Here is a 26,254-nt window from a genome sequence, read left to right on the forward strand (position 1 = left end):
GACCATGAACCGAAAGCTCGGCTATGGCCTCGCATTGCTGGTGGCGCTGGCCGCGCCGTTTGTCGGCTATCCCGTTTTCCTGATGAAGCTGCTGTGCTTCGGCCTGTTCGCCTGCGCATTCAACCTCCTGATCGGCTACGCGGGCCTGCTGTCGTTCGGGCACGCGGCGTTCTTCGGCGGCGCGGGCTATGTCGCCGGACACGTGCTGACGGTGCTGGGGCTGCCGTTCGAGGCCGGGATCGTGCTGGGCGTGCTGGCGGCCGCGGCGCTGGGCCTCGTGATGGGCCTGCTGGCCATCCGCCGCCAGGGCATTTATTTTGCGATGATCACGCTGGCCCTCGCGCAGATGGTGTATTTCGCGGCCCTGCGCGCGCCGTTCACGCACGGCGAGGACGGTTTGCAGGGCGTCCCGCGCGGCAAGCTGCTCGGCGTGCTGGACCTCGGCAACGACCTGACGCTGTACTACGTCGTGCTGGCAATCTGCGCCGCCGGGTTCGCCCTGATCGTGCGCACGGTACACTCGCCGTTCGGCCAGGTGCTGAAGGCGATCAAGGAAAACGAGGCGCGCGCCGTCTCTCTCGGCTACGACGTGGACCAGTACAAGCTCGTCGCGTTCGTGCTGTCGGCCGCGCTGGCGGGCCTCGCGGGCGCGACCAAGACCGTCGTACTGGGCTTTGAGACGCTGACGGACGTGCACTGGACCATGTCCGGCCTCGTCATCCTGATGACCCTCGTGGGCGGCATGGGCACGCTGGCGGGGCCGATCCTGGGCGCCTTCCTCATCGTCGCGCTGGAAAACAAGCTGGGCGACCTGGGGAACTTCCTCGCCGAGACGACGCATGTAGAATGGTTCGCATCACTCGGAGAATCCGTCGGCATCGTCACCGGCCTCATCTTCATCACCTGCGTGCTGCTGTTCCGGCGGGGCATCGTGGGCGAGATCGCGGCGGCACTGGACCGTGGAGGCCGCCGGCGCGAGGCCGCGTAGCGGTTGCCGGCCGAGTCATCAAGGAGGCGCACGTGATCGACGAATCCCTCATGCTGGACGTGAACGGCATCCACATCCATACGACGATGACAGGGCAGGGACCGGCCGTGCTCCTGTTGCACGGCTTTCCGGACACGCACATCGTCTGGCGCAAGCAGGTTCCCGTCCTGGCCGCAGCGGGCTTTCGCGTGCTGGCGCCCGATCTGCGCGGCTACGGCCGCACGGATGCGCCGGGCGGCGTGTTCGACTACACGATGGACAAGCTTCGCGGCGACGTGCTCGGCTTGCTGGACGCGCTGCACATCGACAAGGTCTTCCTCGTCGGCCATGATTGGGGCGGCATCATCGGCTGGCAGATCGCGGCGCTGGCGCCGGAACGCGTGCACCGCTACGTGGCGCTGTCGACGGGCCACCCGGACGCCATCGCGCGCGCCGGCATCGAACAGCGCCTGCGTATGACCTATATCCTCGGCTTCATCCTTCCGGTCGTCGCCGAGCACACGCTGCGCGCGGCCGACTGGTTCCTCATGCGCCAATTCACCGACGAGCCCGGCCAGGCGGACCACTGGAAGCGCGACCTGTCGCCACCGGGCCGCCTGACGGCCGCGCTGAACTATTACCGCGCCAACCTGAACCTCGCGCTGCCGCACACGCACCGGCGCGTCAGAGTGCCGGTGATGGGGTTGTGGAGCGACCGCGACCCGGCACTGGGCGAAAAGCAGATGCGCGATTCGGCCCACTACGTCGACGGCGAATTCCGCTTCGAGCGCATCCGCGGCGCCGATCACTGGCTGCAGCTGACGGCGGCGGACGAAGTCAATCGCCTGCTGCTGCAGTTCCTCGAAGAAGGCCGCGCGGCCGCCGTCTGATTTTCACGAGTTTGTTGCATCGCAACAAGCTTGGGCGACCGACGCGTCCGCCCGGGACGAGTCATGCTCTGCCGTACAATAGGGCCTTTACGCTCTTGGTCACCATGTTCGATTTTGCCCTGCTGGCCGTTGCGGCCTTCGTTGCCGGTCTTGTGGATGCCGTCGTCGGCGGGGGAGGATTGATCCAGATTCCCGCGATGTTCGCGATGTTCCCGAAAGAGGTGCCGGCGACCTTGCTGGGTACGAACAAGCTTGCGGCGATGTTCGGCACGGCGGTGGCGGCCGTGCGCTACACGCGCCGGGTGACGGTCGCGTGGAGCACGGCGGCGCCGGCGGCAGTCGCCGCGTTCGCCCTGTCCTTCGTCGGTGCCTGGACCGTGACCCGTGTGCCGGGCGACTTCGTGCGCAGCCTGTTGCCGCTAATCCTGCTGGCGGTGGCCGTGTACACGTTCAAGGAAAAGAATCTCGGCGCCGTGCACGCTCCTTTGCACAGCGGGACGACTGAACGGTTGCTGGCGACGGGGGCCGGTGCGGCGATCGGTTTCTATGACGGCTTCTTCGGTCCGGGCACCGGCAGCTTCCTGATCTTCCTGTTCGTTCGCTTCTTCGGCTTCGATTTCCTCGGCGCGTCGGCGGCGGCGAAGATCGTCAACGTTGCGTGCAATATCTCGGCGCTGATCTGGTTCGGCTACAGCGGCCACCTGATCTGGCAGCTCGGCTTGCTGATGGCCGCGTGCCAGATCGCAGGGTCGCTTGTCGGGACGCGGCTGGCGCTGAAGCATGGCAGCGGGTTCGTGCGCAAGCTGTTCCTGGTGGTCGTGGGGTTGTTGATTGTAAAGACAGCGTTCGATACGTTCAAGCGCCTGGGTTGGTGATTGTTTCACGTGGAACAGTCAGTACGCCTTGCGTAGGCGGGTGACGAGCGTCGGCAGGTCCCACGTTCCACCTGCCGAGATCTCGCGACACATCCCAGTCGTAGCGGCCGATGTCTGGACGAATGACTTGCCGTCCCACGTCCAGGTAGCCGTGCCCATGCAATCGCCAATGCCGCGGCCTTTCTGCGTCGACGAAATGACGCCATCCTCGTACTCGGTGGCGGAAGTCGTGACGAGCACGGCCGAGTAGGGAGGCTGGGCGTTGACGACCCAGTAGCCATCGCCCGAGTTGTACGCGGCCATCCAGCAGGCGTGCGAGACGAGCAGCGTGTCCTTCGTGAGCCGGCGGACGTTGAGTGGATCGGACCCGTCGGATTTGTTGTCGACCAATTCGCAACTGCCATCCTTGACGGTCTTGCGCAACGCGGCGAACAGGTCGCGCATCTGTGCCGCCGTCAGTGTGACGGGCTTGCTGTGTTGGATGACGGGTGCCGCCTTGATCTCGGGCGCGGGAAGTGGCGGCAGGACACTTGACTCTGGTTTAGTGCCCTTGCGTACGAGGGCGCCTGGCGTGTCGAGCCGGCCCTGGAACTCGTCCATTTTCAGCAGCACGGCATTGGCGCCTGCCGTCGAGATCGTCCAGGTGGTGCCCTTCGCTTGCCACGCGATGCGGCCGTCCTTGAGCAGGGCGGGAAGCAGTGCCTGGACTTGCGCAGGCGACAGGTTGCCGATATTCGACTTCGCGTCGATACCCACGACACCTGTCTGGCGACCGTCGACCGTCATTGCCAGTTGGCGGGGCGCTGGACGTTGCTCGTCGTCGGCGAGTTGGAGTTGGACGGTGGTGGGCTGGTTCGGCCCGGCGGCGCGCGTCAGCAGGATGGTGGCGTTCGGGGCGTCGTCTTCCGCGTGGTATCCGGCGGCCCGACAGGTTCGGGTGTTGTCGCATGCAAGTTCCCAGTCCTTGTGACTGAACGATATCGACGGCAAGTCAGCGGCTGCCGCGGTTGTGCTCGCAGCGAGAGCAAGGTAGATCAGCTGGCGTGATGTAGGCATGGCGGTCCGGTCTTGTTTTCGTGGTAAAAGCGTAACACGTGCCCGTCGATGTGGCTCGCAGCTTGGTCAACCAGTGTTTCACGTGAAACAAAATCTGTCGTTTTAGGGCCTGCGCAGAAGCCTGACGGAAAAAAGAATCTATAATCCTTTCTTAATCCTCCTCGCAACACATTCCATCATGTTATTTCCGACAGAATTCGACGTGATCGTCGTCGGCGGCGGCCATGCCGGTACCGAAGCAGCACTCGCGTCTGCACGCACGGGGCAGAAGACCCTGTTGCTCACTCACAATATCGAAACCCTCGGCGCCATGTCGTGCAACCCGTCCATCGGCGGCATCGGCAAGGGCCACCTCGTGAAGGAAGTCGACGCCATGGGCGGCGCGATGGCGATCGCCACCGACGAAGCCGGCATCCAGTTCCGCATCCTGAACTCGTCGAAAGGCCCGGCCGTGCGTGCGACGCGCGCCCAGGCCGACCGCATGCTGTACAAACAGGCGATCCGTTCGCGCCTGGAAAATCAACCGAATCTGTGGCTGTTCCAGCAAGCCGTCGATGACTTGATGGTTGAAGGCGACCGCGTCGTCGGGGCCGTCACGCAGATCGGCTTGCGCTTCCGTGCACGCGCCGTCGTGCTGACGGCCGGTACTTTCCTCGACGGGAAGATCCACGTGGGCCTGCAGAATTATTCGGCCGGTCGCGCGGGTGACCCGCCGGCCGTGTCGCTGTCGGCGCGTTTGAAAGAGCTGAAACTGCCGCAAGGCCGCCTGAAAACGGGCACGCCGCCCCGCATCGACGGCCGCAGCATCGACTTCTCCGTCATGACGGAACAGCCGGGCGACCTGGACCCGGTGCCCGTGTTTTCGTACATGGGCAACGTCGCCATGCACCCGAAACAGCTGCCGTGCTGGGTCACGCATACGAATGCGCAGACGCACGACATCATCCGTAACGGCCTCGACCGCAGCCCGATGTACACGGGCGTGATCGAAGGCGTCGGCCCGCGTTACTGCCCGTCGATCGAAGACAAGATCCACCGCTTCGCCGCGAAGGAATCGCACCAGATCTTCCTCGAGCCGGAAGGTCTTACCACGAACGAGTTCTACCCGAACGGTATCTCGACGAGCCTGCCGTTCGACGTCCAGCTGGCCCTGGTGCGCTCGATGCGCGGCCTGGAAAACGCGTTCATCCTGCGTCCTGGCTATGCGATCGAATACGATTATTTCGACCCGCGCGGGCTGAAGGCGTCGCTGGAAACGAAGGCGATCCAGGGCCTGTTCTTCGCCGGCCAGATCAACGGCACGACGGGTTACGAGGAAGCGGCGGCGCAGGGCATGCTTGCGGGCATCAACGCGGCGCTGCAGACCCAGGGCAAGGAGGCGTGGACGCCGTCCCGCTCGGAAGCTTACCTCGGCGTGCTCGTCGACGACCTCACGACGCAGGGCGTCGCGGAGCCGTACCGCATGTTCACGAGCCGGGCGGAATATCGCCTGTCGCTGCGCGAAGACAATGCCGACATGCGCCTGACGGAAATCGGCCGCAAGCTGGGCGTCGTCGGCGATGCGCAGTGGGAAGCGTTCGAACGCAAGCGGGAAGCCGTCGCGCGCGAGCTGGAACGGCTGCGTGCCACGTGGGTGAATCCGCGCATCCTTGCGGCTGCGGAATCGGAGCGTGTGATCGGCCAGGCCATCGAGCGCGAGTACAACCTGGCGGACCTGCTGCGCCGCCCGGGCGTCGAGTACGACAAGCTGGTGAGCTTGCAGGGCGTCGATGGGCAATCGCTGGGCGGCCCCGGCGTGGAAGATTCGGCCGTGAAGGAGCAGGTCGAAATCCAGCTGAAGTATTCGGGCTATATCGATCGTCAGGCGCGCGAAGTCGAGCGCCACGATTACTACGAAAACCTCAAACTGCCGGAAAACCTGAATTATCTGGAGATCACGGCGCTGTCGATCGAGGTGCGCCAGAAGCTCGACAAGCAGCGTCCCGAGACACTGGGCCAGGCATCGCGCATTTCCGGCGTGACGCCGGCGGCAATTTCTCTGCTGCTCGTGCACCTGAAAAAGCGCGGCGCGAAGGGTTTTACGAGCGTGCCGAATGAGGAATCGGCCGCATGAAGCATTTCGACCGACCCGCCTTGTCGGCCGTGCTGGCCGAGGGAATCGCCGCGATGCAACTGGACGTGAACCCGGCGCAGCAACAGAAGCTGATGGATTATCTGGCGTTGATGTTCAAGTGGAACGCTGTCTACAACCTTACATCGCTGCGCGACCCCATGCAAATGGTCACACACCACTTGCTGGATTCGCTGGCTGCCGTGCCCGCGTTCGCGCACGCGCGCAACGTGCTTGACGTGGGTTCGGGCGGTGGGCTGCCGGGCATTGTGCTCGCGATCGTGCGCCCGGACATGAAAGTGTCGATGATCGACACGGTGCATAAGAAGACGGCCTTTTTGACGCAAGTGAAGGCTGAGCTCGAGCTGACCAACGTCACGGTGTACACGGCCCGCGTCGAGCAACTGCAGGTGAGCGGCAAATTTGACGTCATTACCTCGCGCGCTTTTGCGGACCTCTCGGATTTCGTCAACTGGTCCTGTCATTTGCTGGCCGACGGCGGCCGCTACATCGCTCTAAAGGGCGTGGCACCGAAAGACGAGCAGGAGAGGCTTCCGGCAGACTGGACGGTCACGGGGCTGGAGCCGCTGCAGGTTCCCAGGCTGGGCGCGGAACGTCACCTCGTATTCATCGAACGTTCCACGTGAAACATCCAAACCATCCATAGCAACGCACAAACAAATAAACCGTATAAACAGTTATTACGGTTATTACCATGTAAATCGTATAAACCGTTTTAATGGTATTAACCGTATGTCTGGAAAAGGAATACATGGCGAAAATTTTTTGCGTAGCAAACCAGAAGGGCGGGGTCGGCAAGACGACCACCAGCGTGAACCTGTCCGCCGGCCTCGCGAAGCTCGACCAGCGCGTGCTGCTGGTCGACCTCGACCCGCAGGGCAACGCCACGATGGGCGCTGGCATCAACAAGGCGGGGCTGACATCGTCGATCTACGAAGTGCTGCTGGGCGAGGCCGACGTCGCCTCGGCACGGCTGCGCAGCGAAGCGGGGCGCTTCGACGTGCTGCCCGCCAACCGCGAACTGGCCGGCGCCGAAGTGGAGATGGTCGAGCTGGAAAACCGCGAGCGCCGCCTCAAGGAAGCGCTGGCCAAGGTCGACGCCGACTACGATTTCATCCTCATCGACTGCCCGCCGGCGCTGTCGATGCTCACGTTGAACGGCCTCGTGTCCGCCCATGGCGTCATCATCCCGATGCAGTGCGAGTACTACGCGCTGGAAGGCCTGTCCGACCTCGTGAACACGATCAAGAAGGTGCATGCGAATCTGAACCAGGATCTGCGCATCATCGGCCTGTTGCGTGTGATGTTCGATCCGCGCATGACGCTGTCGCAGCAGGTGTCGAGCCAGCTCGAACAGCATTTCGGCGACAAGGTGTTCAAGACGATCATCCCGCGCAACGTGCGCCTGGCGGAAGCGCCGTCGTACGGCATCCCGGGTGTCACATTCGATCCGGCCTCGAAAGGCGCGCAGGCGTACATCGCGTTCGGCGCCGAGATGGTCGAGCGCATCAAATCCATGTAATCAGTTCAAACAGCTATGGCAACCAAAAAACTCAAAGGCCTCGGCCGCGGTCTCGACGCGCTGCTGGGCGGAGACGCTTCCAATACGCCCGCCGCACCGTCCGGCGCGCCGTCCCAACTGCCCGTCACGCAGATCCAGGCCGGCAAATACCAGCCGCGCACGCGCATGGACGACGGCTCGCTGGCCGAGCTGGCCTCATCCATCAAATCGCAGGGCATCATGCAGCCCGTGCTCGTGCGCCCGATCGACGGCGCATCGAACGGCGTGCGCTACGAGATCATCGCCGGCGAGCGGCGCTTCCGCGCGGCGCAACTGGCCGGCCTGGACGAGATCCCCGTGCTCGTGCGCGAGGTCGACGACCAGAACGCCGCTGCGATGGCGCTGATCGAGAACATCCAGCGCGAAGACTTGAATCCGCTGGAAGAAGCGCAGGGCATCGCACGCCTGATCTCGGAATTCAGTTTCACGCACGAACAGGCGGCACAGGCCGTCGGCCGCTCGCGCAGCGCCGTGTCGAACCTGCTGCGCCTCGTGAACCTCGCGCAGCCCGTGCAGACGATGCTGATGGCGGGCGACATCGACATGGGCCATGCGCGCGCGCTGCTGGCCGTCGATGCGGCGAGCCAGATCGCGCTGGCGAACCAGGTGATCGCCAAGCGCCTGTCGGTGCGCGAGACGGAAAAGATGGTGGCGCGTACTTTGGAAGAGCACAACGCGCCGCCCGCCGCGCCGCGCCAGAAGGACAAGCCGGGCGACATCGTGCGCCTGGAGGAAGAATTGTCGGACCGTCTCGCGACCCCCGTCGCGTTCAAGATGGGCCCGAAGGGCAGGGGACAGCTGATCATCGACTTCGCCGACCTCGACATCCTCGACACCGTGCTCGCGCGCCTGCGCGCGTGACGCCACGTTCGGGGTCAGAGCACAAACCCGGGGTCAGAGCACTGTCCTGAACAATTTCCCGCACCGCAGCGAAGGATGGCGCAACCTCCGCTGCCGGGTCGTTCTCGCGCCAAAGCCGCCCCCTTTTGGGCACCCCACGCTCCCTTGAGCAATTTCCCCGACAAGTGCTCTGACCCCGAATCACGCAAAAAAATGCTCTGACCCCGAATTTGCTGACCCCGAATTTGATGCCGCCGCCGGGGCGTGTGCCCGGCACTTTTTTGTCCGCGGCACTCGTCGCCGCCTGTCGATAAGCCGGCCGTTATCCACAACCCGCGTCGCGTCGCTACCCATCCCGGGTGCACCAGGACGACGCAGCGCGCACTCCCACTGCTCACAACGTTCACTGCCTCGGTGCAAGATTATGTCCGCGGCGTGAGCCGCCGTGGCCGACTCGCCAACCTTTTCCGATCGGTATATGCATGGCAGAAACTATCGGTTTACCGCGCTCATCAGACGTAAAGACACAATATTCTGTAGGAAAATTCACAGTTTACCGCCGAAATAGTTTGTCGTTTTTACAGCCGATATAAGCGAGCGCAAGGACGGAAGAGTTTGACTATGGCTTCGATAACACCTTATAATCCCGCTGATTCATGTAATTACCACACCGTTACTCGGTTCCACCACGGCTGGCGCGAAAAGAACAGAAAAATGCTGCGCTTGGTCTCCCTGCAAATCACGGCAACACTCGTGGCCGGCGTGATCGCCGGACTGCTGGGAGGGTGGGCTGCGATGTTTTCGGCGGTACTCGGCGGGATGTGTTGTGTCGTGCCCAATGGCATCATGGCGTTTCGCCTGTTCGCCAGTTCACAAAAAATGGGCGGTGCAAGTCCTGCCACATTTTTCATCTGGGAATTTGTAAAGATTGCTTTAACGCTCGCGCTGCTGTACGCAACGGCGCGGCTGTACCACGGCCTGAACTGGCTGGCCCTGCTGGGCGGGTTCATCGTGGCGCTGAAAAGTTACATCATTTTATTATTTGGGCATAAACAATGACGAACACGGTAGAAACCGCGGCCGAGCATGCGCCAACCGCAGGCGAATATATCCAGCATCACCTTGGCCACCTGACCTCGGCCAAGCAAGGCTTCGTGGTTAATTTCCACGTGATTAACCTCGACACGGTCTTCTGGTCGATCGCGATGGGCGTCCTCGCACTGACGATCATGATTTTCGCCGCACGTCGCGCGACGTCGGGCGTGCCGGGCCGTTTCCAGGGCATGTTCGAAGCCATCGTCGAAATGGTGGAAGACCAGTCGAAATCGATCGTCCACGGCGACCGCAGCTTCATCGCCCCGCTGGCATTGACCGTGTTCGTCTGGGTGTTCCTGATGAACTCGATGGACTTCCTGCCGGTCGACCTGTTCTCCGGCCTGTTCCGCCTGCTGGGCATGGGCGAGCCGCATTTCCGTATCGTCCCGACCGCCGACCTGAACGGCACCATGGGCATTTCGCTGGGCGTGCTGGCCGTGGTCCTGTACTACAACGTCAAGATCAAAGGCATCGGCGGCTGGATCCACGAACTGTTCGCCGCGCCGTTCGGCATCTACCTGGCGCCGGCCAACCTGCTCCTGAACATCATTGAATACGCAGCACGCACCGTGTCGCTCGGCATGCGACTGTTCGGCAACATGTATGCCGGTGAGCTGCTGTTCCTGTTGATTGCTCTGCTCGGTTCCACGCTGACCGTGTTCGGCATCGTCGGCCACATCATCGCTGGCTCGATCTGGGCAATCTTCCACATCCTGATCGTGCTTCTCCAGGCATTCATCTTCATGATGCTGACGCTGGTGTATATCGGTCAGGCCCACGAGAGCCACTGACCGACGCGATCGCAAGAACGAACAAGATAGTGGTAGTAAAGAGTTGTAAATTTTTAATTTTTAAATAACTTTTGGAGTAAATCTAATGACTGACTATTCTTACGTTGCGCTGGCTTGCGGTCTGATCATCGGCCTGGGTGCAATCGGTGCCTGTATCGGTATCGCTCTGATGGGCGGCAAATACCTGGAAGCTTCGGCACGTCAGCCTGAACTGATGAACACCCTGCAGACCAAGATGTTCCTGCTGGCCGGCCTGATCGACGCGGCATTCCTGATCGGTGTTGGTATCGCCATGCTGTTCGCCTTCGCAAATCCGTTCCACGCCTAATCGAATCAATATTCGGTTCTGAACAGCCGAACCCCCCAGGTTCGGCATCCGTTTTTGTGAGAAGGAATTTACCGTGAACTTGAACGCAACTTTATTTGTTCAGTTCGTGGTCTTCTTCATCCTGGTGTTCGTCACGATGAAATTCGTGTGGCCACCAGTGATGAAAGCGCTCGACGAGCGCGCCGAGAGGATCGCGAACGGTTTGGCCGCAGCAGACCGCGGTAAGGTGGAACTGGCCGCCGCCGAAAAGCGTATCGCCGCCGAACTGGCCGCGACGCGCGACGAAAGCGCCAAGCGCATCGCCGACGCCGAAAAGCGTGCCGCAGCGATCGTGGAAGACGCCAAGCAGCAGGCAAACGTCGAAGCTGCCCGCATCATCGAAGGTGCGAAGGCCGATGCCGAGCAGCAGATCACCCGCGCGCGCGAAGAACTGCGTGCCCAGGTGGCTGCCCTGGCCGTCGCCGGTGCCGAGCAGATCCTGAAGCGCGAAGTCAACGCAGCGGCTCACGCCGACCTGCTGAACCGCCTGGCGACCGAGCTCTGATCATGGCTGAACTCGCAACCGTCGCCCGCCCTTACGCCGAAGCCCTGTTCCGCGTCGCCCAACAGGGCGACCTGGCCGCCTGGTCGGCCGCCGTCGCGGAACTGGCGCAGATCGGTGCCAATGCGGATGTGCAGGCTTTTGCTGCCAATCCGCTCGTCACGCACGCACAGCTTGCCGATGCGATCGCGTCGATGGTCAAGTCGCCTCTGAGCGCCGAAGCGAAGAACTTTATTGCGATGCTCGCCGAGAACGGCCGCGTCGCCCTGCTGCCGGAAATCGGTGCCCAGTTTGCTGTGCTCAAGAATGCGCAGGAAGGTGCCGCCGACGCGTCGATCTACAGCGCGTTCGATCTTTCGGCCGACCAGCTCAACCCGCTGGTCGCCACGCTGGAAAAGAAATTTGGCCGCAAGCTGAACCCCACGGTCACTGTGGACCCGTCGCTGATCGGTGGCGTGCGCGTGGTCGTCGGCGATGAAGTGCTCGATACCTCCGTCCGCGCGAAGCTGCAACAGATGCACAACGCGCTGGTTGCCTGAGAATCGCACCGTCTCCGCGTCCAGACTTGCCCTACGCATCAAGAAACTATTAGGAGTTAGCACTCATGCAACTTAATTCGTCTGAAATCAGCGAACTGATCAAGAGCCGCATTCAGGGCCTCGAAGGTTCCGCTGATGTTCGTAACCAAGGCACGGTGATCTCCGTCGCCGACGGTATCTGCCGCATCCATGGTCTGTCGGACGTGATGCAGGGCGAGATGCTGGAATTCCCGGGCAACACCTTCGGCCTCGCCATGAACCTCGAGCGCGACTCCGTCGGCGCCGTGATCCTGGGCGCCTACGAAGGCATCTCGGAAGGCAACATCGTCAAGACCACCGGCCGCATCCTGGAAGTGCCGATCGGTCCGGAACTGCGCGGCCGCGTCGTCAACGCACTGGGCCAGCCGATCGACGGCAAGGGTCCGGTCGACGCCAAGCTGACCGCCCCGATCGAAAAGATCGCCCCGGGCGTGATCGCGCGTGAATCCGTGTCGCAGCCGCTGCAGACCGGTATCAAGTCGATCGACGCGATGGTGCCGATCGGCCGTGGCCAGCGCGAGCTGATCATCGGCGACCGCCAGACCGGTAAATCGGCTGTCGCAGTCGACGCGATCATCAACCAGAAGGGTCAGAACGTGACCTGCGTGTACGTGGCGATCGGCCAGAAGGCCTCGACCATCAAGAACATCGTCCGCTCGCTGGAAGAGCACGGCGCGATGGAGTACACGATCGTCGTCGCCGCGTCCGCTTCGGAATCGGCTGCAATGCAATACATCTCGGCCTACTCGGGCTGCGCGATGGGCGAATACTTCCGCGACCGCGGCGAAGACGCGCTGATCGTCTATGATGACCTGTCGAAGCAGGCCGTCGCTTATCGTCAAATTTCGCTGCTGCTGCGTCGCCCGCCGGGCCGCGAAGCATATCCTGGCGACGTGTTCTACCTGCACTCGCGTCTGCTGGAGCGTGCCGCACGCGTCAACGCCGACTACGTCGAGAAGTTCACGAACGGTGCCGTCACCGGCAAGACCGGTTCGCTGACCGCACTGCCGATCATCGAAACGCAAGCGGGCGACGTCTCGGCATTCGTGCCGACCAACGTGATCTCGATTACCGACGGCCAGATCTTCCTGGAGACCTCGCTGTTCAACGCCGGTATCCGTCCTGCGATCAACGCCGGTATCTCGGTGTCGCGCGTCGGTGGCGCAGCCCAGACCAAGGTCATCAAGGGCCTGTCCGGCGGTATCCGTACCGACCTGGCACAGTACCGTGAACTGGCCGCGTTCGCGCAGTTCGCATCGGACCTGGACGAGTCGACCCGCAAACAGCTGGACCGCGGTGCGCGCGTGACGGAACTGCTGAAGCAGAAGCAGTACTCGCCGCTGCCGATCTCGCTGATGGCCGCCTCGCTGTTCGCAGTGAACAAGGGTTACTTCGACAGCATCGACGTCAAGCGCGTGCTGGACTTCGAAGCGGGCCTGCACGGCTTCCTGAAGTCGAGCCACGGCGCGCTGCTGGCCAAGATCGAAGAGACCAAGGCACTGGACAAGGACAGCGAAGCAGCGCTGGCCGCCGCCGTCGCCGATTTCAAGAAGTCGTTCTAAGACCGGCTTATTGATGGATCTCGGGACGGGGTTGGACCCCGTCCCCACTAGGAGTAAGGGCTCATGGCAGCAGGCAAAGAGATACGTGGCAAGATCAAGAGCGTAGAAAATACGAAGAAGATCACCAAGGCGATGGAAATGGTCGCCGCGTCCAAGATGCGCAAGGCGCAGGACCGGATGCGCGCCGCCCGTCCCTACAGCGAGAAGGTCCGCAGCATCACGGCCAACCTCGCCACTGCGAACCCGGAGTACACGCACGCGTTCATGGCGCAAGCCAAGGATGTCGAGGCGAAAGCCGTCGGCTTCATCGTCGTCACGACCGACAAGGGTCTGTGCGGCGGCATGAACACCAACGTGCTGCGCCAGGTGACGCAGAAGTCCCGCGAGCTGGAAGCCGCGGGCAATCGCATTGAAGCCGTTGCAATCGGCAATAAAGGTCTGGGGTTCCTGAACCGCATCGGCGTGAAAGTCGTGTCGAGCGTCACCCAGATCGGCGACACGCCGCACCTGGAAAAGCTGATCGGGCCGATCAAGGTCATGCTCGACGCTTACCAGGATGGCCAGTTGGACGCGGTGTACCTGTGCTACACCAAGTTCATCAACACCATGCGCCAGGAACCGGTCATCGAGCAGCTGCTCCCGCTGCCGGCCGGTCACCTGGAGGCGGAAAGCGGCGCCCACTCGTGGGACTACATCTACGAGCCGGAAGCGCAGGTGGTGATCGACGAGTTGCTGATCCGGTACGTGGAAGCGCTGATCTACCAGGCGGTGGCCGAGAACCTGGCGTCCGAGCAATCGGCACGCATGGTGGCAATGAAGGCTGCAACCGACAACGCGGGCAACGTCATCGGCGAGCTGAAGCTGGTCTACAACAAGACCCGCCAGGCGGCGATTACGAAAGAACTCTCCGAGATCGTGTCGGGCGCAGCTGCGATCAGCGGCTAAGCGACGCGAACGACCTCACGAAACGACATTAAAACTATATCTGAAGGAACGAACATGGCTGATGGCAAAATCGTTCAGTGTATCGGCGCGGTGGTTGACGTGGAATTCCCGCGCGACGCCATGCCGAAGGTGTATGACGCACTGAAAATGGAAGGCTCCGAACTGACGCTGGAAGTGCAGCAGCAGCTGGGTGACGGCATCGTCCGCACCATCGCGCTGGGCAGCTCGGAAGGCCTGCGTCGCGGCATGACCATCCAGAACACCGGCAACCCGATCATGGTGCCGGTCGGTCCGGCCACCCTGGGCCGTATCATGGACGTGCTGGGCAACCCGATCGACGAGCGCGGTCCGGTGAGCCAGGAGCGCACCGCATCGATCCACCGCACCGCCCCGCAGTACGACGAGCTGTCGCCGTCGCAAGACCTGCTGGAAACCGGCATCAAGGTGATCGACCTGGTCTGCCCGTTCGCCAAAGGCGGTAAGGTCGGCCTGTTCGGCGGCGCCGGCGTCGGCAAGACCGTGAACATGATGGAACTGATCAACAACATCGCCAAGGCGCACTCGGGTCTGTCCGTGTTCGCCGGCGTGGGTGAGCGTACCCGTGAAGGTAACGACTTCTACCACGAGATGGCCGATGCGAAGGTCGTCGACCTGGACAACCTGGGCAACTCGAAGGTCGCGATGGTCTACGGCCAGATGAACGAACCGCCGGGCAACCGTCTGCGCGTCGCGCTGACCGGCCTGACGATGGCCGAAGCGTTCCGTGACGAAGGCAAGGACGTCCTGTTCTTCGTCGACAACATCTACCGTTACACGCTGGCCGGTACCGAAGTGTCGGCACTGCTGGGCCGTATGCCGTCCGCCGTGGGCTACCAGCCGACGCTGGCCGAAGAAATGGGCCGCCTGCAAGAGCGCATCACGTCGACCAAGACCGGCTCGATCACGTCGATCCAGGCCGTGTACGTCCCTGCGGACGACTTGACCGACCCGTCGCCTGCCACCACGTTCGCCCACCTGGACTCGACTGTCGTTCTGTCGCGTGACATCGCCTCGCTGGGTATCTACCCGGCAGTCGACCCGCTCGACTCGACCTCGCGCCAGCTGGACCCGCTGGTCGTCGGCGAAGAGCACTACAGCACCGCACGCGCCGTGCAGGGCACGCTGCAGCGCTACAAGGAACTGCGCGACATCATCGCGATTCTGGGCATGGACGAACTGGCACCGGAAGACAAGCTGGTCGTCGCACGTGCTCGTAAGATGCAGCGTTTCCTGTCGCAGCCGTTCCACGTCGCTGAAGTGTTCACGGGCGCACCGGGCAAGTACGTCTCGCTGAAAGACACGATCAAGGGCTTCAAGATGATCGCGTCGGGCGAGCTGGACCACCTGCCGGAGCAGGCGTTCTACATGGTCGGCACCATCGAAGAAGCGATCGAGAAGGCCAAGAAGCTGGCTGCTTGATCGCTAGCCTCTTCAAAGGACACTTATGGCAAATACCATTCACGTTGACGTCGTCTCGGCCGAAGAGCAGATCTTTTCGGGCGAAGCGGAATTCGTCGCGTTGCCGGGTGAATCGGGTGAGCTGGGTATCTACCCGATGCACACCCCCTTGATCACGCGCATCCGCCCGGGTGCCGTGCGCATCAAAGTGGCAGGCCGCAACGACGAAGAGTTCGTGTTCGTCGCCGGCGGCATCCTGGAAGTCCAGCCGAAAGGCGTGACGGTCCTGGCCGACACCGCAATCCGCGGTGCCGACCTGGACGAAGCGAAAGCCCAGGACGCCAAGCGCAAGGCCGAAGAGCTGATGGTCAACAAGGAATCGGCAATCGACTATGCCAAGGCGCAAGCCGAACTGGCGGCGGCGATTGCTCAGTTGGCGGCCATCGCCAAGCTGCGTCAGAAAGGGCGCTGATCGCGGTTGTTCTTGCGGTCCACGAAGAAGGCAGCCTGCGGGCTGCCTTTTTTTATAAAATCTCAGCTATATGGACGAGATCAGCTTGGCGCCGCAGGCCGTGGGATCCCGGTCATATGCGACCCGTTTCCCATGATGCTTGTGCGTGTCGCTGCCAGGCAGGATCGGGTATTTCCCCTTGCATTTAGGGCAGTATGTCGAGTCGCCTTCGACTGCGACCCGTTTGCCGAGCACAGTGAAATCCTGTGCCGCCGAAATGACCTCTCCACCATGGGTGGTTTTGTCGCCAAGACGGACAACACCACGTCCTTGCTGATCTTTCATGTCGTCCCTCGTTCGAATACGTCACGCGATGTTGCGTGCCGTATCGCTGTCCTCGTTCGCGGCGATCGTGTGGTCGTCGTTGCCCAAGAAGACTCGCCGGTACCTCCAGTAGCCGGTCAGTTCGCATTCCGGCAAATCGAAGCCGGCGAGCGAATCATGGACATAGCTGTCGAATAGCGCGGCAGTGGGGGCGGGAGTCGGCCTGGAACGCTGGGCAAGCGCTAACACGGCGCGGGCCTCGGGTTCCAGCAGGGAGGTCGTCAGCACATCTTTCCTTGCGCGGGTATAAATGACGTCTTTGACTGCAGCGAACGTCCGCTGGGTCAAGCTCATCGAGGCGGAACGCATCATTGCGGCGGCGTCGTTAATCAGGCGGTTGTTCCACTCGAGGAGAATCTCTCTGTCGGTCCGTTCCGCGCGTTTGACCTGATTGCTCGTGTTGAAGCGGTCGCGTATCTGCCATCGCCAATCGAGATACGGCTGCAGCCATTCGTAGATGGGCCGGGGCGCCAGCGTGGCATGCGAAACGAAATCGGCGAACGCTTTCGCAACGTCGGGATGAACGGCGAATGGATCGTGGCTGCCGGGCTGGGGTGAGGGCTTTTTTAGCGGAACGCCGGCCGCGACCGCGCAATCCAGCATGTGGTTCAGCGGTATTTGAGAGAGCTTCATGGAATCGTGCCCTACCGAGATGCCGAGTTCGCCAGGCTTATAGCCGCCTCCAACATCGCTGTGCGCACCGGGATACGCGTGCTGGACCCATCCGGGCTGCAGTTTGCCGCCGACCCCGATCTCATCCAGAGGGAAGTTTCGCCTAAGCTCGTGCATCGCGACCATATGGACGCAGTTCTGGACAGAGGCCGGTACGCGCAGTGCATCGTTGCTTGCCCACGCGCCATGGCCGCCGGTCGAATTGGTGACCAATGCCGACACGCCGGACCAAAAGCCCGCGGATGCGACCGTGTCGAAAATCCCGAGAAAACGAAAGCGCAACGGCACACCGGCCAGTTTGCCGCCAACGAGCAATTCATTCAGCCAGTTGCAGAATACCCGCGCTTCAGCGGCGCCCCTGGAAAAGCCGAACACGTCCACGAAACACTCGACGACATGGGGCTTCCCTTCCTTGAGTTTTGCTCTTAGATAGCTAGCTTGCTGCGTAAGGAATTCGCGCCGGACGTTGTTACTGCCTATTTTCGTCTGTAACAACCCGCTGTGGACCCCGATCCGTGCGAGGTTTTCGCGATCGGTGCTGTCGCCTACACTCAGGCTGTTGCGGCATAATGCGAGTATGGTGGCTCGATCGAATAACTCTGCGTTAAAGCAACGTCGGTGCAGGACGTTAAAAACTGCTAACAGACCAAAAATAACCCGACCTTCGCAGCCGAAGGAGCACCCAGCGCCTAGCTTGCTGTCTTCGTCTTCTCCTATTTCCGGAAATCTCGTTCCTACACCTGGGATATAGATCGAGTCGTGCCCGGTCGTCGGATCATCGGTGTAGGCGCTGTATAATCGTGCGATATTGGTATCGGCGAGCCTCGATCGATCACGGTCCCTGTTGTTGTTCGTTCCGTCAAAAAATAAACCTATGTTTGACGCGGTTTCGCATTTTTTAAAATCGTAGCCACGCTCTGAAACAACTTGTTTTATCCCGGAGGTCGGTGCCTTGTTGCACAAGGATATAACTACATCAGCTCGCTTCATCGCCAATCTCCATATTTTGCTTTATCACGAGCGAACTCACGCTCAAACTCGGCAAGCTCTTCGGCAGTAAAGAGAGACTTGATAGGCGAACCTGGCGTCGCAGTCTGGCTCGCCAAAGGGTCATCTCCTTGGATTGGGTGTTCTTTTCCCGTAATTGAAAATTCGCTCACAACAATGCGAACGCGCCCTCCCGGGAAAAAATGTACATAAAAGTCTCCTGGCTTTGCATACGCTTCCACCGGCACTTGAGCACGATAAAAACCCGCTACTTCTTCCGTTTTAGCGCCGGAGCCACTGGACTCCCTTGTGATATGGCGCAGTTCCCACCGGACGTCTGCCTTTAATCCTGGATACCATTTCTTGGGAAGCATGAAGCAACATACCATCCCACCACCGCCGCCACTCTCGCCAACACTGCCTGCAGAATATTTATTAACGTAAAAATCGGGGATCCGATAGTCGCTCCCCATATGGTGGACGCCTATCGAAAAAACAGGAATATGAGTTTCCACCTTAAAGTAGTTCACCTTAAGGTAGTCATACAGGAACATAAATAGCGCAACCAGAATCCCTGCTAATAGCAATGACATAACAGGGTACCAACGCAGGAAATTCGGAATAGGTATCTTCATAAATCCTCGGCCTCAAAACAAAATGTCCGCATCGGATTCCCCCGCCGCGGTGCCTGCTGGCGAAGCCCAACGTCGTCTTTCACGCATATCCTTGGCAAGTTCTCGCAATTTATTTCGGAACGCGCTGGCCTCATCCATCTTGAGAAGCGTTTGTACCTCCGGCCTGCGCAGGATCTCGCCTTGGGTGAAGAGTGCCGCCTCGGTCAGGAACAGCAGAACCAGCGGATTTGGGTTATCTGCCGCACGCCACGCCTGCCGTGCGGCACGGGCCCATGCATGTCGTTCCTCGGTATTCCCCGGCAAGGCCGCGCCGTTTCGCATCGTTTCCACTTTGGCGACGTAATGATCGGGTTCGCTGATCTCGTCAAGGGCGGCCACTTGATCATGGTCGAGGCAAAACGGTGTCGGCTCGGCTGCATTCGGCTCTGCCGCGGGCAGCTGAACGATCGCCCCGGAGCGGTCATGAATACCCCAACGGGTGATCGGCCCCTTCATGGTTGCCCATTGCGTCGTGGTCAGGAGGGATGACAGCGGGGCGAGCACCGCGCAATCGGCATACCTGAGCGTGAATTGCCTGCCGTGCGGGTCGAGGATAAAAATGAAACGACGCAAATGCCAGGCGATCTGTTCGAGGTACAGCCCAGTCTCGATGAGCGATACGTGCAGTCCAGGCCGGCGGGCGTTCAGAAAAGCCATGACACGGTCGATATCGCCGGCTTTGTACGCGGCTTCGACGTCGACCAGGAAAGGGCTCACTGCCAGCGCATGGTCGGCATAGATGGGCGCGAGCCACGACGGACGGTTTTGGGAATCGACTTCCGAGTAGCCGGCCGACAGACCGTGCAGCATGCCGTTGTCGATCAGGAGATACACGAATACATCGTGATCGGCAGTGTTCATTGTGCCTCCACCAATGGACTGTGCGCGCGTGCCGCCATCAGCAGGCACGGGATACATATGTCGTGGTGGGGTAATTCGTCAGGGAATTGCACTTGCGTCGCGTGCTTGGCGAACGTCTGATGATCTGCAGCGTATACGTGGCTGCTTCCCGTCGTTTTGCCGATGATCCCGTCAGCGCTGATCTTCAATTCACTGCCGCCGCCGTAGATGCAGACACCCTTCCTGGCCTTGATATTGATCCAATCCGTCGTGCTGATCAGATCCATTACCTTCTTTGCCAGCAATTCGATGGTGCCTTCCTGCGCTTCCGTTCGCATATTGCCGCGTGCCGCAATGTGTTTCATGCCGCCGTTGTTCGTGAAAACGCTGACGCCTTCTGCCGCTCGCACGAAGGCTTGGCGTCCGGCGGCGACATGCATATCCGCAGCCGCGATGAGGTCGACGTCCTTTCCGGCGCCGAGAGCGAAGTTTTCCTTGGTCCCCATGACGATGCCCGCCGGACCGCTGATCGCGACGACAGGAGCCCCGCCTGATCCGCTGCCATCTCTTGCGGCGTTGGTTCCGCCGTCGAGATGTCTTAGTCTGTCGACGAGGTCTGCCAATTGCGGCCCGCTGGCCGGATCTTTGGCATGGGTTTCCGCGAGTTTCGCGAGCTGGTCGGCAATGTCGCGCAGGCCGTCGGCAAGGCCGATCAGTTCCGCCCGGTCCAATTGATTGCCCTCGGCCTCGTTGCTGGCTTCTGCGGTGATCAATACGCCTTTGCCACCGCGAATCGCGACGGCTTTGTCACTCCGCAGTTCGGCACCTTCGCCCCGGGGCAGGTGGCTGCCACCCCTCGGATGCGTCAGCCACCCCAGGTTCAGTTGCGAAACACCGTCGTCGCTTGCGAGTTGGGCGCTGATTTCGTGAGTCGTATCGTCGAAGCGGAGCTGATTCGCTCGTGAGCCATGGATTTCCTGGCTATGCATACCCGATAGAAATCGTGTCGAGGGCAGGTTCGCGCGTGCGCTCAAGGGGGGAGGCAAGGCTTGGCCATTGAAAAGCTGGCTGATAATGATGGGTTTGTCCGGGTCACCGCCAAGAAATGCCACCAGGACTTCGGTTCCCACCCTGGGCAGGGCCAGCGTGCCGCAATGTGAATCGATACTGCCTGCCCAGTTTGTCGCCACGCGCACCCAGGCCGAATCGGGTTGCGTGGTCGACGCGGTGTCTCGGCCGTCCTGATGATCTGCGGGATACGTGGCGGGGAATCGGATCTTCACCCGGCCATATCGGTCGCAATGCACGACATCGTTTTCGCCGCCAACCACGACGGCGGTCTGCAAACCGGGGTCACGCAGGTCCGTACGCGGGTCGAACGCAGGAACGATCGGGATCGTGCGCCGCACCGACTCGAACCGCATCTGAAACGGAGTCGCTGCCCCTTTCTCTGTCAGGTCGGTCAGCGCATTGGAACCACCATCCCAGCCATTGCACACGAACAGTCTACGCGCCCGCTCCTCAAGACTTTTCGGCAGGTTGTTCCTGGCTCTGACCCCGACCCTCGTGATGATAAAGTCGCGCTCGGCCTCTGGATGGCGGTCGATTTCAGGGTGATTCCTGATCGTGAAGTACTCGCCCGCGCAGAAGTCCCGAATGCTTCCTTCCCCGGTAAAGTGTTTCGTATCGAGTTCCTTGCGCTGTATGCGTAGCAAGCCGAGGCGATAAAGATCCTCGCTATCTGCACCAACATGCGGCGATTCGACAATGAACTCTTCCACCCCGCCGGCCAGTTCGTTACCCGATCGACCCTGGTCAGCCGTCGACGTTGCTTCGGCAGACATCCCCGGTACGTTCCCCGGGTGTTTGCAGTCCCAACTGAAAATTCGCGCACTGCCCGCCTGAAACTTGCGTACAGCGTGCCAGCGGGTCACGGCATCGCGCTCTTCAGCGGCATCGTCGCGGTGATAGCGGACGGTGCCAGCCGCGTTCTGCGCCAGATCGCTTCGGTCGTCAAATAGCACGAGAGTATGCGCCGGCGTCGCTTCCGCGGCCGGGCTTGCCTGCTGCCACATTCGATTCCGCCCCGGACGGAAATACCACGCGATGCCGGAGCGCGCCAGCAGCCGCCGTACGAATGACGCATCCGATTCGTTGAACTGTATGGTCTGTTCGCGCTCGGGATACCTGTCCAGGCGGAAGCCCGGCGCGAATTCGTATTCGAAGATGCCGCTCAACGCACCGTTCAGCTGTGCCCATTCCTTCAGCACGATCTCCGCAACCTGAGGCCAGCTCAATTGTCGGAAGACGCGACTGTCGACACGATGCTCCATGAACGTCATGGCGTCACGGAGGACGAGCTGGTAACTGGTAATCGTACCGTCCGAATCGCCCGAGGCTGCCTGCGCAACCAAGCCATTTACCTTTCGCAACTGCCCGCGGTCAGTGACAAACTCGAGCGTGGCGGGAATGCCGATGAATTCCTTCAGTGGCAAGTTGCGAGACGTTGCCACGCAATCGATCTGATACTCGAATCCGCTGCACACTGCTTCCGTGCCCATGACACATTGAGGAAGGAGAACGTCGTCACTGAGTCCGTTTCGATGGAAGAGCTTCAATCGGATAAGCCGGTTGTTGGAGGTCAGCCACTTGTCTCCATTCATGAAGTCGCCGAGCGCATCCCGATTCTGCATCGCTCCTCCCGTTTTCCTGTCGGAACCAACGTGCATTCTGGCATTTGGCGTGGAAGCAAAATTGAGAAGTTGCAAAGCTCATCAACGAGACTGTGTCCTGCGCCGTCCGATGATATGAATCTGATAAGCTAGGACCACGACACGATCAACATGAAACGAACAGGCCCAGCATGCGAACCATCGAACAAATCCTCCGCGCCGCCCGCACCGTGGCCGTCGTCGGGCTCTCCAACAAGCCCGAACGCGCCAGCCTGGAAGTCGCGACCTACCTGCAGCAGCAGGGCTACCGCATCATCCCCGTCAACCCGGCGTATGCCGGCCAGGAGATCCTTGGCGAGACCGTGTACGCCACGTTGCAGGAAGCGGCCAACGCGCTCGCGCCGGGCGGAACGCGCATCGACATCGTCGACTGTTTCCGTAAAGCCGAGGAGATGCAACCCATCGCGAAAGACGCCATCGACGTGCGTGCCGGCTGCCTGTGGATGCAGCTCGGCATCGAGAACCAGGTCGCCGCCGACCTGGCCCGCGCGGCCGGCCTCGACGTGGTGATGAACCACTGCATGCTGATCGAACATCGCAAGCTGGACGCGCGCGCCGCATGAGTACGTCGATGCTGGAACGCTTCCGCGCGCCAAAGAAACTCGAGTTGCGCGACAAGGACGCCGGCGCTACCCCGCTGCGCGACGACAAGAAGGGCAAGCTCAAGAATGGCGAGATCAAGGAACGAGAGCGAGCGCTTACTGTCGAGCTGACCGACGAGATTGCGAAGCTCCAGGAAAAGCTGTACGCGGCGCGCGATCAAAAACTGCTGCTGATCCTGCAGGGCATGGACACGTCCGGCAAGGACGGCACCGTGCGCTCGCTGTTCGCGCAGATCAATCCGATGGGCTTGCACGCCACCGGCTTCGTCGCCCCGACGGACAAGGAAAAGGCCCACGATTTCCTCTGGCGCGTGCACGCGCGCGTGCCTGGCAAGGGCGAGATCGGGATCTTCAACCGCAGCCATTACGAGGACGTCCTGGTGCCGCGCGTGGCGGGCACGCTCGACGACGACGCGTGCCAGCGCCGCTACGCCCAGATCCGCGACTTCGAGCGCATGCTGGCCGAGACGGGGACGACGATCGTGAAGGTGTTCCTGCACATCTCAAAGGATGAGCAGCGCGAACGCCTGCAGGCGCGCCTGGACGACCCGGAAAAGCACTGGAAGTTCGACCCGGCCGACCTGGGCGCGCGCGACAAATGGGACGTCTACCAGCGCACCTATGCCGACATGATCGACGCGACCGACTGTGACCTGGCACCGTGGTACATCGTGCCCGCCGACTCGAAGACGCACCGCAACCTGATCATCGCGCACTTGCTGCTGGAGACCATGCAGGGCATGAAGCTCGAATGGCCGCCATTGAAAGCGGACCTGTCCAACGTGAAGATCGACGGCTGAGCGATGTGGTCGCGTGGATTGGCATAGAATGCATATTCGCCAACCCGTGCACCATTCTTCGACCATGACCAAGACCATCGCTTTGCTGCTTTCCCTCGGCGCCGCCGCGACGTTCTCCGCGCCGGCCACGGTGCTGGCGCAGACGCCGGCCGCCGCCCAGCCGTCCGCCCGTCCGGCCAGCTGCCCCGCCGTGCTGAAGCACACGTTCAACCGCCTGCAGGACGAAGCCCCGCAGGACCTGTGCCAGTACGCCGGCAAGGTGGTGCTCGTGGTGAACACGGCCAGCTATTGCGGCTTCACGAAGCAGTACGAAGGCCTGGAAAAGCTGTACGCGACATACGCGCCGCGCGGCCTCGTCGTGCTGGGCTTCCCGTCGAACGATTTTAAACAGGAAGATGCGGACGCAAAGAAAATCGCGGACCTCTGCTACAACACGTATGGCGTGAAATTCCCCATGTTCGTCAGTACCGTCGTGAGCGGCGACAAAGCCAACCCGCTGTATTCCGAGCTGATCAAGGCCACCGGCAACCAGCCCAAGTGGAATTTCAATAAATACCTGATCGATCGGAACGGCAAAGTCATCGACTACTTCCCCAGCAAGGTGACGCCGGAAGACCCGACCCTCGTCGGCAAGATCGAACACGCGCTGGGCGGCTGACCGGCTACTTGCGCAGCACCGCCCTGAGCACGCCGCGCAAGGCATTGCACACGACGATCTCCTGCGCGTGCGCGAGGCTCTCGCGCGTCAGGGGACACTCGATCGCGTCCCAGGCCGGATCGTCCAGCAGCACGCCGCGCATCACGCCCGGCAGCACGCCGGCCGACAGCGGCGGCGTGTACCAGCGCCCGGCGATCTTGACGAACACGTTGCTGCGCCCACCTTCCGTCAGCTCGCCGCGCTCGTTGAAGAACAGCGTGTCGAACGCGCCCTCGCTTTCCGCCGCGCGCCACGCCGCATCGTAGCGGCTGCGGATGCTCGTTTTATGACGCAGGAAGACGTCGTGCGCGTGCGTCGGTTCGTCCGACAGCAGCAGCGTCACCGGCTCGTTCAAAGGTGCCAGCGCGCCCGTCTGCACGACGACGTCGCCGTCGGCACGCAGCGCGAGCCGCACGCGGTACGGGCCGTCGTCCGGCAGCGCGGCGCATGCCTCCTGCGCGGCCGCGCGCGCGAGTGCCGCATCGAACGGATGGCCGAAATACGCGGCGGACGCGCCCAGGCGGGAAAGGTGGCGCTCCAGGTGGCGGCATCCATCCGCGCGCGTGGCGTGGATCGTCTCGAAGATCTCGAAGTCGTTCGTCAGGCCCGTGAGGAATTGCGCCTTGAGCCGGCATTCGGCGTACTCCGCGCCGGCGTCGCTGTCGTGCACGATGCCCGCGCCGACACCCAGTTCGCCATGTCGCACGCCGTTCTGCTCCGGCTGCAAGGTCAACGTGCGGATGGGGACGGATAAACAGAAGTCGCCGAAGCGCGCGCCTTGCAGCGTGCCGAACCCGCCGCCCGGTGGCGGATCGATCCAGCCGATCGCGCCCGTGTAGATGCCGCGCGCGGCCGGTTCCAGTTCGCGGATGATTTCCATCGTGCGGCGCTTCGGCGCGCCCGTGATCGAGCCGCACGGGTACAGCGCGGCGAAGATGGCCTGCAGCGACGTCCCCGGCGCGAGCTGGGCCTGCACCGTCGACGTCATCTGCAGCACGCTGCTGTAGCGCTTCACTTCGAACAGCGCGGGCACGCCCACGCTGCCCGTGCGCGCGATGCGTCCGAGGTCGTTGCGCAGCAGGTCGACGATCATGAGGTTTTCCGCGCGGTTCTTCGGATCGGCGGCGAGATGCTGGGCGCGCACGGCGTTCACGAGATCGTCCGCCGCGGCCGGCGCCGTGCCCTTCATCGGCCGCGCCAGCAGGCGGCCCGCATCGTGGCGCACGAACAGTTCCGGCGACAGCGACAGCACGGCGCGCCCGTCCGGCAAGCCGACCAGCGCGCCGTAGGGCACGGGCTGGCGTGCGCGCAGGCGCGCGTACAGGGCGCACGCGGGGCCGAAGGCGTCGAAGCGGATGCGGTACGTGTAGTTGACCTGGTAGGTGTCGCCGGCCTCGATGTAATCGCGGATGCGCCCAATGGCGTGCGCGAACGTGGGCTCGTCGACGTTCGCGCGCACGGCGGCGATGCCGGCCGGGCCGCCGCCTTGTCCTTGCGCGCGTTGCGCGAGCCACGTGTCGACCTGGGCGGCGTCCAGCATGCCGTAGCGCTCGAACAGCAGCACCTGGGCCAGCGGCGCGTGGAGCTCGCGCGCGGGCGCGATGCCGACCAGCTGCTCGCCCAGCTCATACGTCAGCACGGGCACGGCGTGCAGGCCGCGCGCGAGGGCATCCTGCAGGCCGTCCAGCAGGCGCGGCCAGTCGTCGATGCGCTGGCACGACAGCATGCCCGCGTAGCCGTCGTACAGGCGCGAGCGCGCCTGCGCATGGCCTTCGGGGCTCGCGTCGTCGAGCAGGGCGAATACGGTGGCATCCATGG

At 62.0% G+C, this 26,254-nt stretch carries 26 protein-coding genes; 19 read left to right on the forward strand and 7 right to left on the reverse strand.

The genetic code is table 11. The features are described from left to right. Positions 1-4: 4 nt before the first annotated feature. From HAV22_RS05415 to HAV22_RS05425, 3 genes are all read left to right on the forward strand, one after another. Positions 5-988: a branched-chain amino acid ABC transporter permease gene (locus HAV22_RS05415; protein WP_166857359.1), complete on the forward strand. Its 984-nt coding sequence runs from the start codon at positions 5-7 to the stop codon at positions 986-988. A 32-nt stretch (positions 989-1,020) separates the two neighbouring features. Continuing rightward, positions 1,021-1,857 carry an alpha/beta fold hydrolase gene (locus HAV22_RS05420; RefSeq protein WP_166857361.1) on the forward strand — a complete coding sequence of 279 codons (837 nt, stop codon included), beginning with the start codon at positions 1,021-1,023 and terminating at the stop codon, positions 1,855-1,857. Positions 1,858-1,961: 104 nt separating this feature from the next. Further along, the gene (locus HAV22_RS05425; RefSeq protein ID WP_166857363.1) at positions 1,962-2,732 is read left to right on the forward strand and encodes a TSUP family transporter; all 771 of its coding nucleotides are present in this window, start codon (positions 1,962-1,964) and stop codon (positions 2,730-2,732) included. Between the two features lie 18 nt (positions 2,733-2,750). Here HAV22_RS05425 and HAV22_RS05430 read toward each other — a convergent pair whose 3' ends face one another. Continuing rightward, a complete protein-coding gene (locus tag HAV22_RS05430) occupies positions 2,751-3,788 on the reverse strand; it encodes a DUF1176 domain-containing protein (RefSeq protein WP_166857365.1) in 1,038 nt (345 codons plus the stop codon). Positions 3,789-3,966: 178 nt separating this feature from the next. Between HAV22_RS05430 and mnmG the strand changes: the two genes are divergently transcribed. The 13 genes from mnmG (at position 3,967) to HAV22_RS05495 (ending at position 16,069) form a co-directional block, all read left to right on the forward strand. Beyond that, positions 3,967-5,901: a tRNA uridine-5-carboxymethylaminomethyl(34) synthesis enzyme MnmG gene (gene mnmG, locus HAV22_RS05435; protein WP_166857368.1), complete on the forward strand. Its 1,935-nt coding sequence runs from the start codon at positions 3,967-3,969 to the stop codon at positions 5,899-5,901. Then, on the forward strand, positions 5,898-6,545 hold the full coding sequence (gene rsmG / locus HAV22_RS05440; protein WP_166857385.1) for a 16S rRNA (guanine(527)-N(7))-methyltransferase RsmG: 648 nt from the start codon (positions 5,898-5,900) through the stop codon (positions 6,543-6,545). Before mnmG ends, rsmG begins: the two co-directional genes overlap by 4 nt. Positions 6,546-6,670: 125 nt before the next feature. Then, on the forward strand, positions 6,671-7,441 hold the full coding sequence (locus tag HAV22_RS05445) for a ParA family protein (protein ID WP_166857387.1): 771 nt from the start codon (positions 6,671-6,673) through the stop codon (positions 7,439-7,441). A 15-nt stretch (positions 7,442-7,456) separates the two neighbouring features. Further along, positions 7,457-8,341, forward strand: a complete 885-nt coding sequence (locus HAV22_RS05450) for a ParB/RepB/Spo0J family partition protein (protein ID WP_166857389.1) — start codon at positions 7,457-7,459, stop codon at positions 8,339-8,341. A gap of 693 nt (positions 8,342-9,034) precedes the next feature. After that, positions 9,035-9,379 (forward strand): ATP synthase subunit I, encoded by a 345-nt coding sequence (locus HAV22_RS05455; protein ID WP_166857391.1) that lies wholly within the window; start codon positions 9,035-9,037, stop codon positions 9,377-9,379. Continuing rightward, positions 9,376-10,206 (forward strand): F0F1 ATP synthase subunit A, encoded by an 831-nt coding sequence (gene atpB, locus HAV22_RS05460; RefSeq protein ID WP_166857393.1) that lies wholly within the window; start codon positions 9,376-9,378, stop codon positions 10,204-10,206. The genes HAV22_RS05455 and atpB overlap by 4 nt, the downstream gene beginning before the upstream one ends. A gap of 85 nt (positions 10,207-10,291) precedes the next feature. Next, positions 10,292-10,534, forward strand: coding sequence for a F0F1 ATP synthase subunit C (gene atpE / locus HAV22_RS05465; protein WP_056133842.1), 243 nt, complete (start codon positions 10,292-10,294; stop codon positions 10,532-10,534). 73 nt (positions 10,535-10,607) lie between these two features. After that, positions 10,608-11,078, forward strand: a complete 471-nt coding sequence (locus HAV22_RS05470; RefSeq protein WP_166857395.1) for a F0F1 ATP synthase subunit B — start codon at positions 10,608-10,610, stop codon at positions 11,076-11,078. Between the two features lie 2 nt (positions 11,079-11,080). Next, on the forward strand, positions 11,081-11,614 hold the full coding sequence (locus HAV22_RS05475) for a F0F1 ATP synthase subunit delta (protein ID WP_166857398.1): 534 nt from the start codon (positions 11,081-11,083) through the stop codon (positions 11,612-11,614). A 65-nt stretch (positions 11,615-11,679) separates the two neighbouring features. Then, complete coding sequence (atpA, locus tag HAV22_RS05480; RefSeq protein WP_166857400.1) at positions 11,680-13,215, forward strand: F0F1 ATP synthase subunit alpha; 1,536 nt, start codon at positions 11,680-11,682, stop codon at positions 13,213-13,215. Positions 13,216-13,278: 63 nt separating this feature from the next. Beyond that, entirely contained in the window at positions 13,279-14,160 is an 882-nt protein-coding gene (gene atpG / locus HAV22_RS05485; RefSeq protein ID WP_166857403.1) for a F0F1 ATP synthase subunit gamma, read from the forward strand. A 54-nt stretch (positions 14,161-14,214) separates the two neighbouring features. Beyond that, on the forward strand, positions 14,215-15,618 hold the full coding sequence (atpD, locus tag HAV22_RS05490; RefSeq protein ID WP_075793967.1) for a F0F1 ATP synthase subunit beta: 1,404 nt from the start codon (positions 14,215-14,217) through the stop codon (positions 15,616-15,618). A 25-nt stretch (positions 15,619-15,643) separates the two neighbouring features. Next, positions 15,644-16,069 (forward strand): F0F1 ATP synthase subunit epsilon, encoded by a 426-nt coding sequence (locus HAV22_RS05495; protein ID WP_166857405.1) that lies wholly within the window; start codon positions 15,644-15,646, stop codon positions 16,067-16,069. A 66-nt stretch (positions 16,070-16,135) separates the two neighbouring features. Here HAV22_RS05495 and HAV22_RS05500 read toward each other — a convergent pair whose 3' ends face one another. From HAV22_RS05500 to HAV22_RS05520, 5 genes are read right to left on the reverse strand one after another with little or no spacing between them, the layout of a single operon-like run. Further along, positions 16,136-16,393 carry a PAAR domain-containing protein gene (locus tag HAV22_RS05500; protein ID WP_166857406.1) on the reverse strand — a complete coding sequence of 86 codons (258 nt, stop codon included), beginning with the start codon at positions 16,391-16,393 and terminating at the stop codon, positions 16,136-16,138. Positions 16,394-16,414: 21 nt separating this feature from the next. Continuing rightward, positions 16,415-18,094, reverse strand: coding sequence for a T6SS phospholipase effector Tle1-like catalytic domain-containing protein (locus HAV22_RS05505; protein WP_166857408.1), 1,680 nt, complete (start codon positions 18,092-18,094; stop codon positions 16,415-16,417). Further along, a complete protein-coding gene (locus tag HAV22_RS05510) occupies positions 18,091-18,726 on the reverse strand; it encodes a DUF3304 domain-containing protein (RefSeq protein ID WP_166857411.1) in 636 nt (211 codons plus the stop codon). Before HAV22_RS05510 ends, HAV22_RS05505 begins: the two co-directional genes overlap by 4 nt. Positions 18,727-18,738: 12 nt before the next feature. After that, entirely contained in the window at positions 18,739-19,626 is an 888-nt protein-coding gene (locus HAV22_RS05515) for a DUF4123 domain-containing protein (RefSeq protein WP_166857412.1), read from the reverse strand. After that, positions 19,623-22,298, reverse strand: a complete 2,676-nt coding sequence (locus HAV22_RS05520) for a type VI secretion system Vgr family protein (protein WP_166857414.1) — start codon at positions 22,296-22,298, stop codon at positions 19,623-19,625. The genes HAV22_RS05515 and HAV22_RS05520 overlap by 4 nt, the downstream gene beginning before the upstream one ends. Before the next feature lie 170 nt (positions 22,299-22,468). Between HAV22_RS05520 and HAV22_RS05525 the strand changes: the two genes are divergently transcribed. From HAV22_RS05525 to HAV22_RS05535, 3 genes are all read left to right on the forward strand, one after another. After that, positions 22,469-22,900 (forward strand): CoA-binding protein, encoded by a 432-nt coding sequence (locus tag HAV22_RS05525; RefSeq protein WP_166857416.1) that lies wholly within the window; start codon positions 22,469-22,471, stop codon positions 22,898-22,900. Then, entirely contained in the window at positions 22,897-23,739 is an 843-nt protein-coding gene (locus tag HAV22_RS05530) for a PPK2 family polyphosphate kinase (RefSeq protein WP_166857418.1), read from the forward strand. Before HAV22_RS05525 ends, HAV22_RS05530 begins: the two co-directional genes overlap by 4 nt. Before the next feature lie 64 nt (positions 23,740-23,803). After that, on the forward strand, positions 23,804-24,397 hold the full coding sequence (locus tag HAV22_RS05535; protein ID WP_166857420.1) for a glutathione peroxidase: 594 nt from the start codon (positions 23,804-23,806) through the stop codon (positions 24,395-24,397). A gap of 4 nt (positions 24,398-24,401) precedes the next feature. Here HAV22_RS05535 and HAV22_RS05540 read toward each other — a convergent pair whose 3' ends face one another. Next, on the reverse strand, positions 24,402-26,252 hold the full coding sequence (locus HAV22_RS05540; protein WP_166857422.1) for a chorismate-binding protein: 1,851 nt from the start codon (positions 26,250-26,252) through the stop codon (positions 24,402-24,404). Positions 26,253-26,254 lie beyond the last annotated feature (2 nt).

This window comes from Telluria antibiotica, from assembly GCF_011682055.1.
Lineage (GTDB): Bacteria > Pseudomonadota > Gammaproteobacteria > Burkholderiales > Burkholderiaceae_D > Telluria > Telluria antibiotica.

Bases quoted from the DNA above. Each gene is read 5' to 3' on its own strand.
- atpA (WP_166857400.1), top strand. From the start codon at position 11,680: ATGCAACTTAATTCGTCTGAAATCAGCGAACTGATCAAGAGCCGCATT.
- mnmG (WP_166857368.1), top strand. From the start codon at position 3,967: ATGTTATTTCCGACAGAATTCGACGTGATCGTCGTCGGCGGCGGCCAT.
- HAV22_RS05425 (WP_166857363.1), top strand. From the start codon at position 1,962: ATGTTCGATTTTGCCCTGCTGGCCGTTGCGGCCTTCGTTGCCGGTCTT.
- rsmG (WP_166857385.1), top strand. From the start codon at position 5,898: ATGAAGCATTTCGACCGACCCGCCTTGTCGGCCGTGCTGGCCGAGGGA.
- HAV22_RS05520 (WP_166857414.1), bottom strand. From the start codon at position 22,298: ATGCAGAATCGGGATGCGCTCGGCGACTTCATGAATGGAGACAAGTGG.
- HAV22_RS05430 (WP_166857365.1), bottom strand. From the start codon at position 3,788: ATGCCTACATCACGCCAGCTGATCTACCTTGCTCTCGCTGCGAGCACA.
- HAV22_RS05455 (WP_166857391.1), top strand. From the start codon at position 9,035: ATGCTGCGCTTGGTCTCCCTGCAAATCACGGCAACACTCGTGGCCGGC.
- HAV22_RS05445 (WP_166857387.1), top strand. From the start codon at position 6,671: ATGGCGAAAATTTTTTGCGTAGCAAACCAGAAGGGCGGGGTCGGCAAG.
- HAV22_RS05530 (WP_166857418.1), top strand. From the start codon at position 22,897: ATGAGTACGTCGATGCTGGAACGCTTCCGCGCGCCAAAGAAACTCGAG.
- HAV22_RS05505 (WP_166857408.1), bottom strand. From the start codon at position 18,094: ATGAAGCGAGCTGATGTAGTTATATCCTTGTGCAACAAGGCACCGACC.
- HAV22_RS05510 (WP_166857411.1), bottom strand. From the start codon at position 18,726: ATGAAGATACCTATTCCGAATTTCCTGCGTTGGTACCCTGTTATGTCA.
- HAV22_RS05500 (WP_166857406.1), bottom strand. From the start codon at position 16,393: ATGAAAGATCAGCAAGGACGTGGTGTTGTCCGTCTTGGCGACAAAACC.
- atpE (WP_056133842.1), top strand. From the start codon at position 10,292: ATGACTGACTATTCTTACGTTGCGCTGGCTTGCGGTCTGATCATCGGC.
- HAV22_RS05450 (WP_166857389.1), top strand. From the start codon at position 7,457: ATGGCAACCAAAAAACTCAAAGGCCTCGGCCGCGGTCTCGACGCGCTG.
- atpG (WP_166857403.1), top strand. From the start codon at position 13,279: ATGGCAGCAGGCAAAGAGATACGTGGCAAGATCAAGAGCGTAGAAAAT.
- HAV22_RS05495 (WP_166857405.1), top strand. From the start codon at position 15,644: ATGGCAAATACCATTCACGTTGACGTCGTCTCGGCCGAAGAGCAGATC.
- HAV22_RS05525 (WP_166857416.1), top strand. From the start codon at position 22,469: ATGCGAACCATCGAACAAATCCTCCGCGCCGCCCGCACCGTGGCCGTC.
- HAV22_RS05540 (WP_166857422.1), bottom strand. From the start codon at position 26,252: ATGGATGCCACCGTATTCGCCCTGCTCGACGACGCGAGCCCCGAAGGC.
- atpB (WP_166857393.1), top strand. From the start codon at position 9,376: ATGACGAACACGGTAGAAACCGCGGCCGAGCATGCGCCAACCGCAGGC.
- HAV22_RS05475 (WP_166857398.1), top strand. From the start codon at position 11,081: ATGGCTGAACTCGCAACCGTCGCCCGCCCTTACGCCGAAGCCCTGTTC.
- atpD (WP_075793967.1), top strand. From the start codon at position 14,215: ATGGCTGATGGCAAAATCGTTCAGTGTATCGGCGCGGTGGTTGACGTG.
- HAV22_RS05535 (WP_166857420.1), top strand. From the start codon at position 23,804: ATGACCAAGACCATCGCTTTGCTGCTTTCCCTCGGCGCCGCCGCGACG.
- HAV22_RS05415 (WP_166857359.1), top strand. From the start codon at position 5: ATGAACCGAAAGCTCGGCTATGGCCTCGCATTGCTGGTGGCGCTGGCC.
- HAV22_RS05515 (WP_166857412.1), bottom strand. From the start codon at position 19,626: ATGAACACTGCCGATCACGATGTATTCGTGTATCTCCTGATCGACAAC.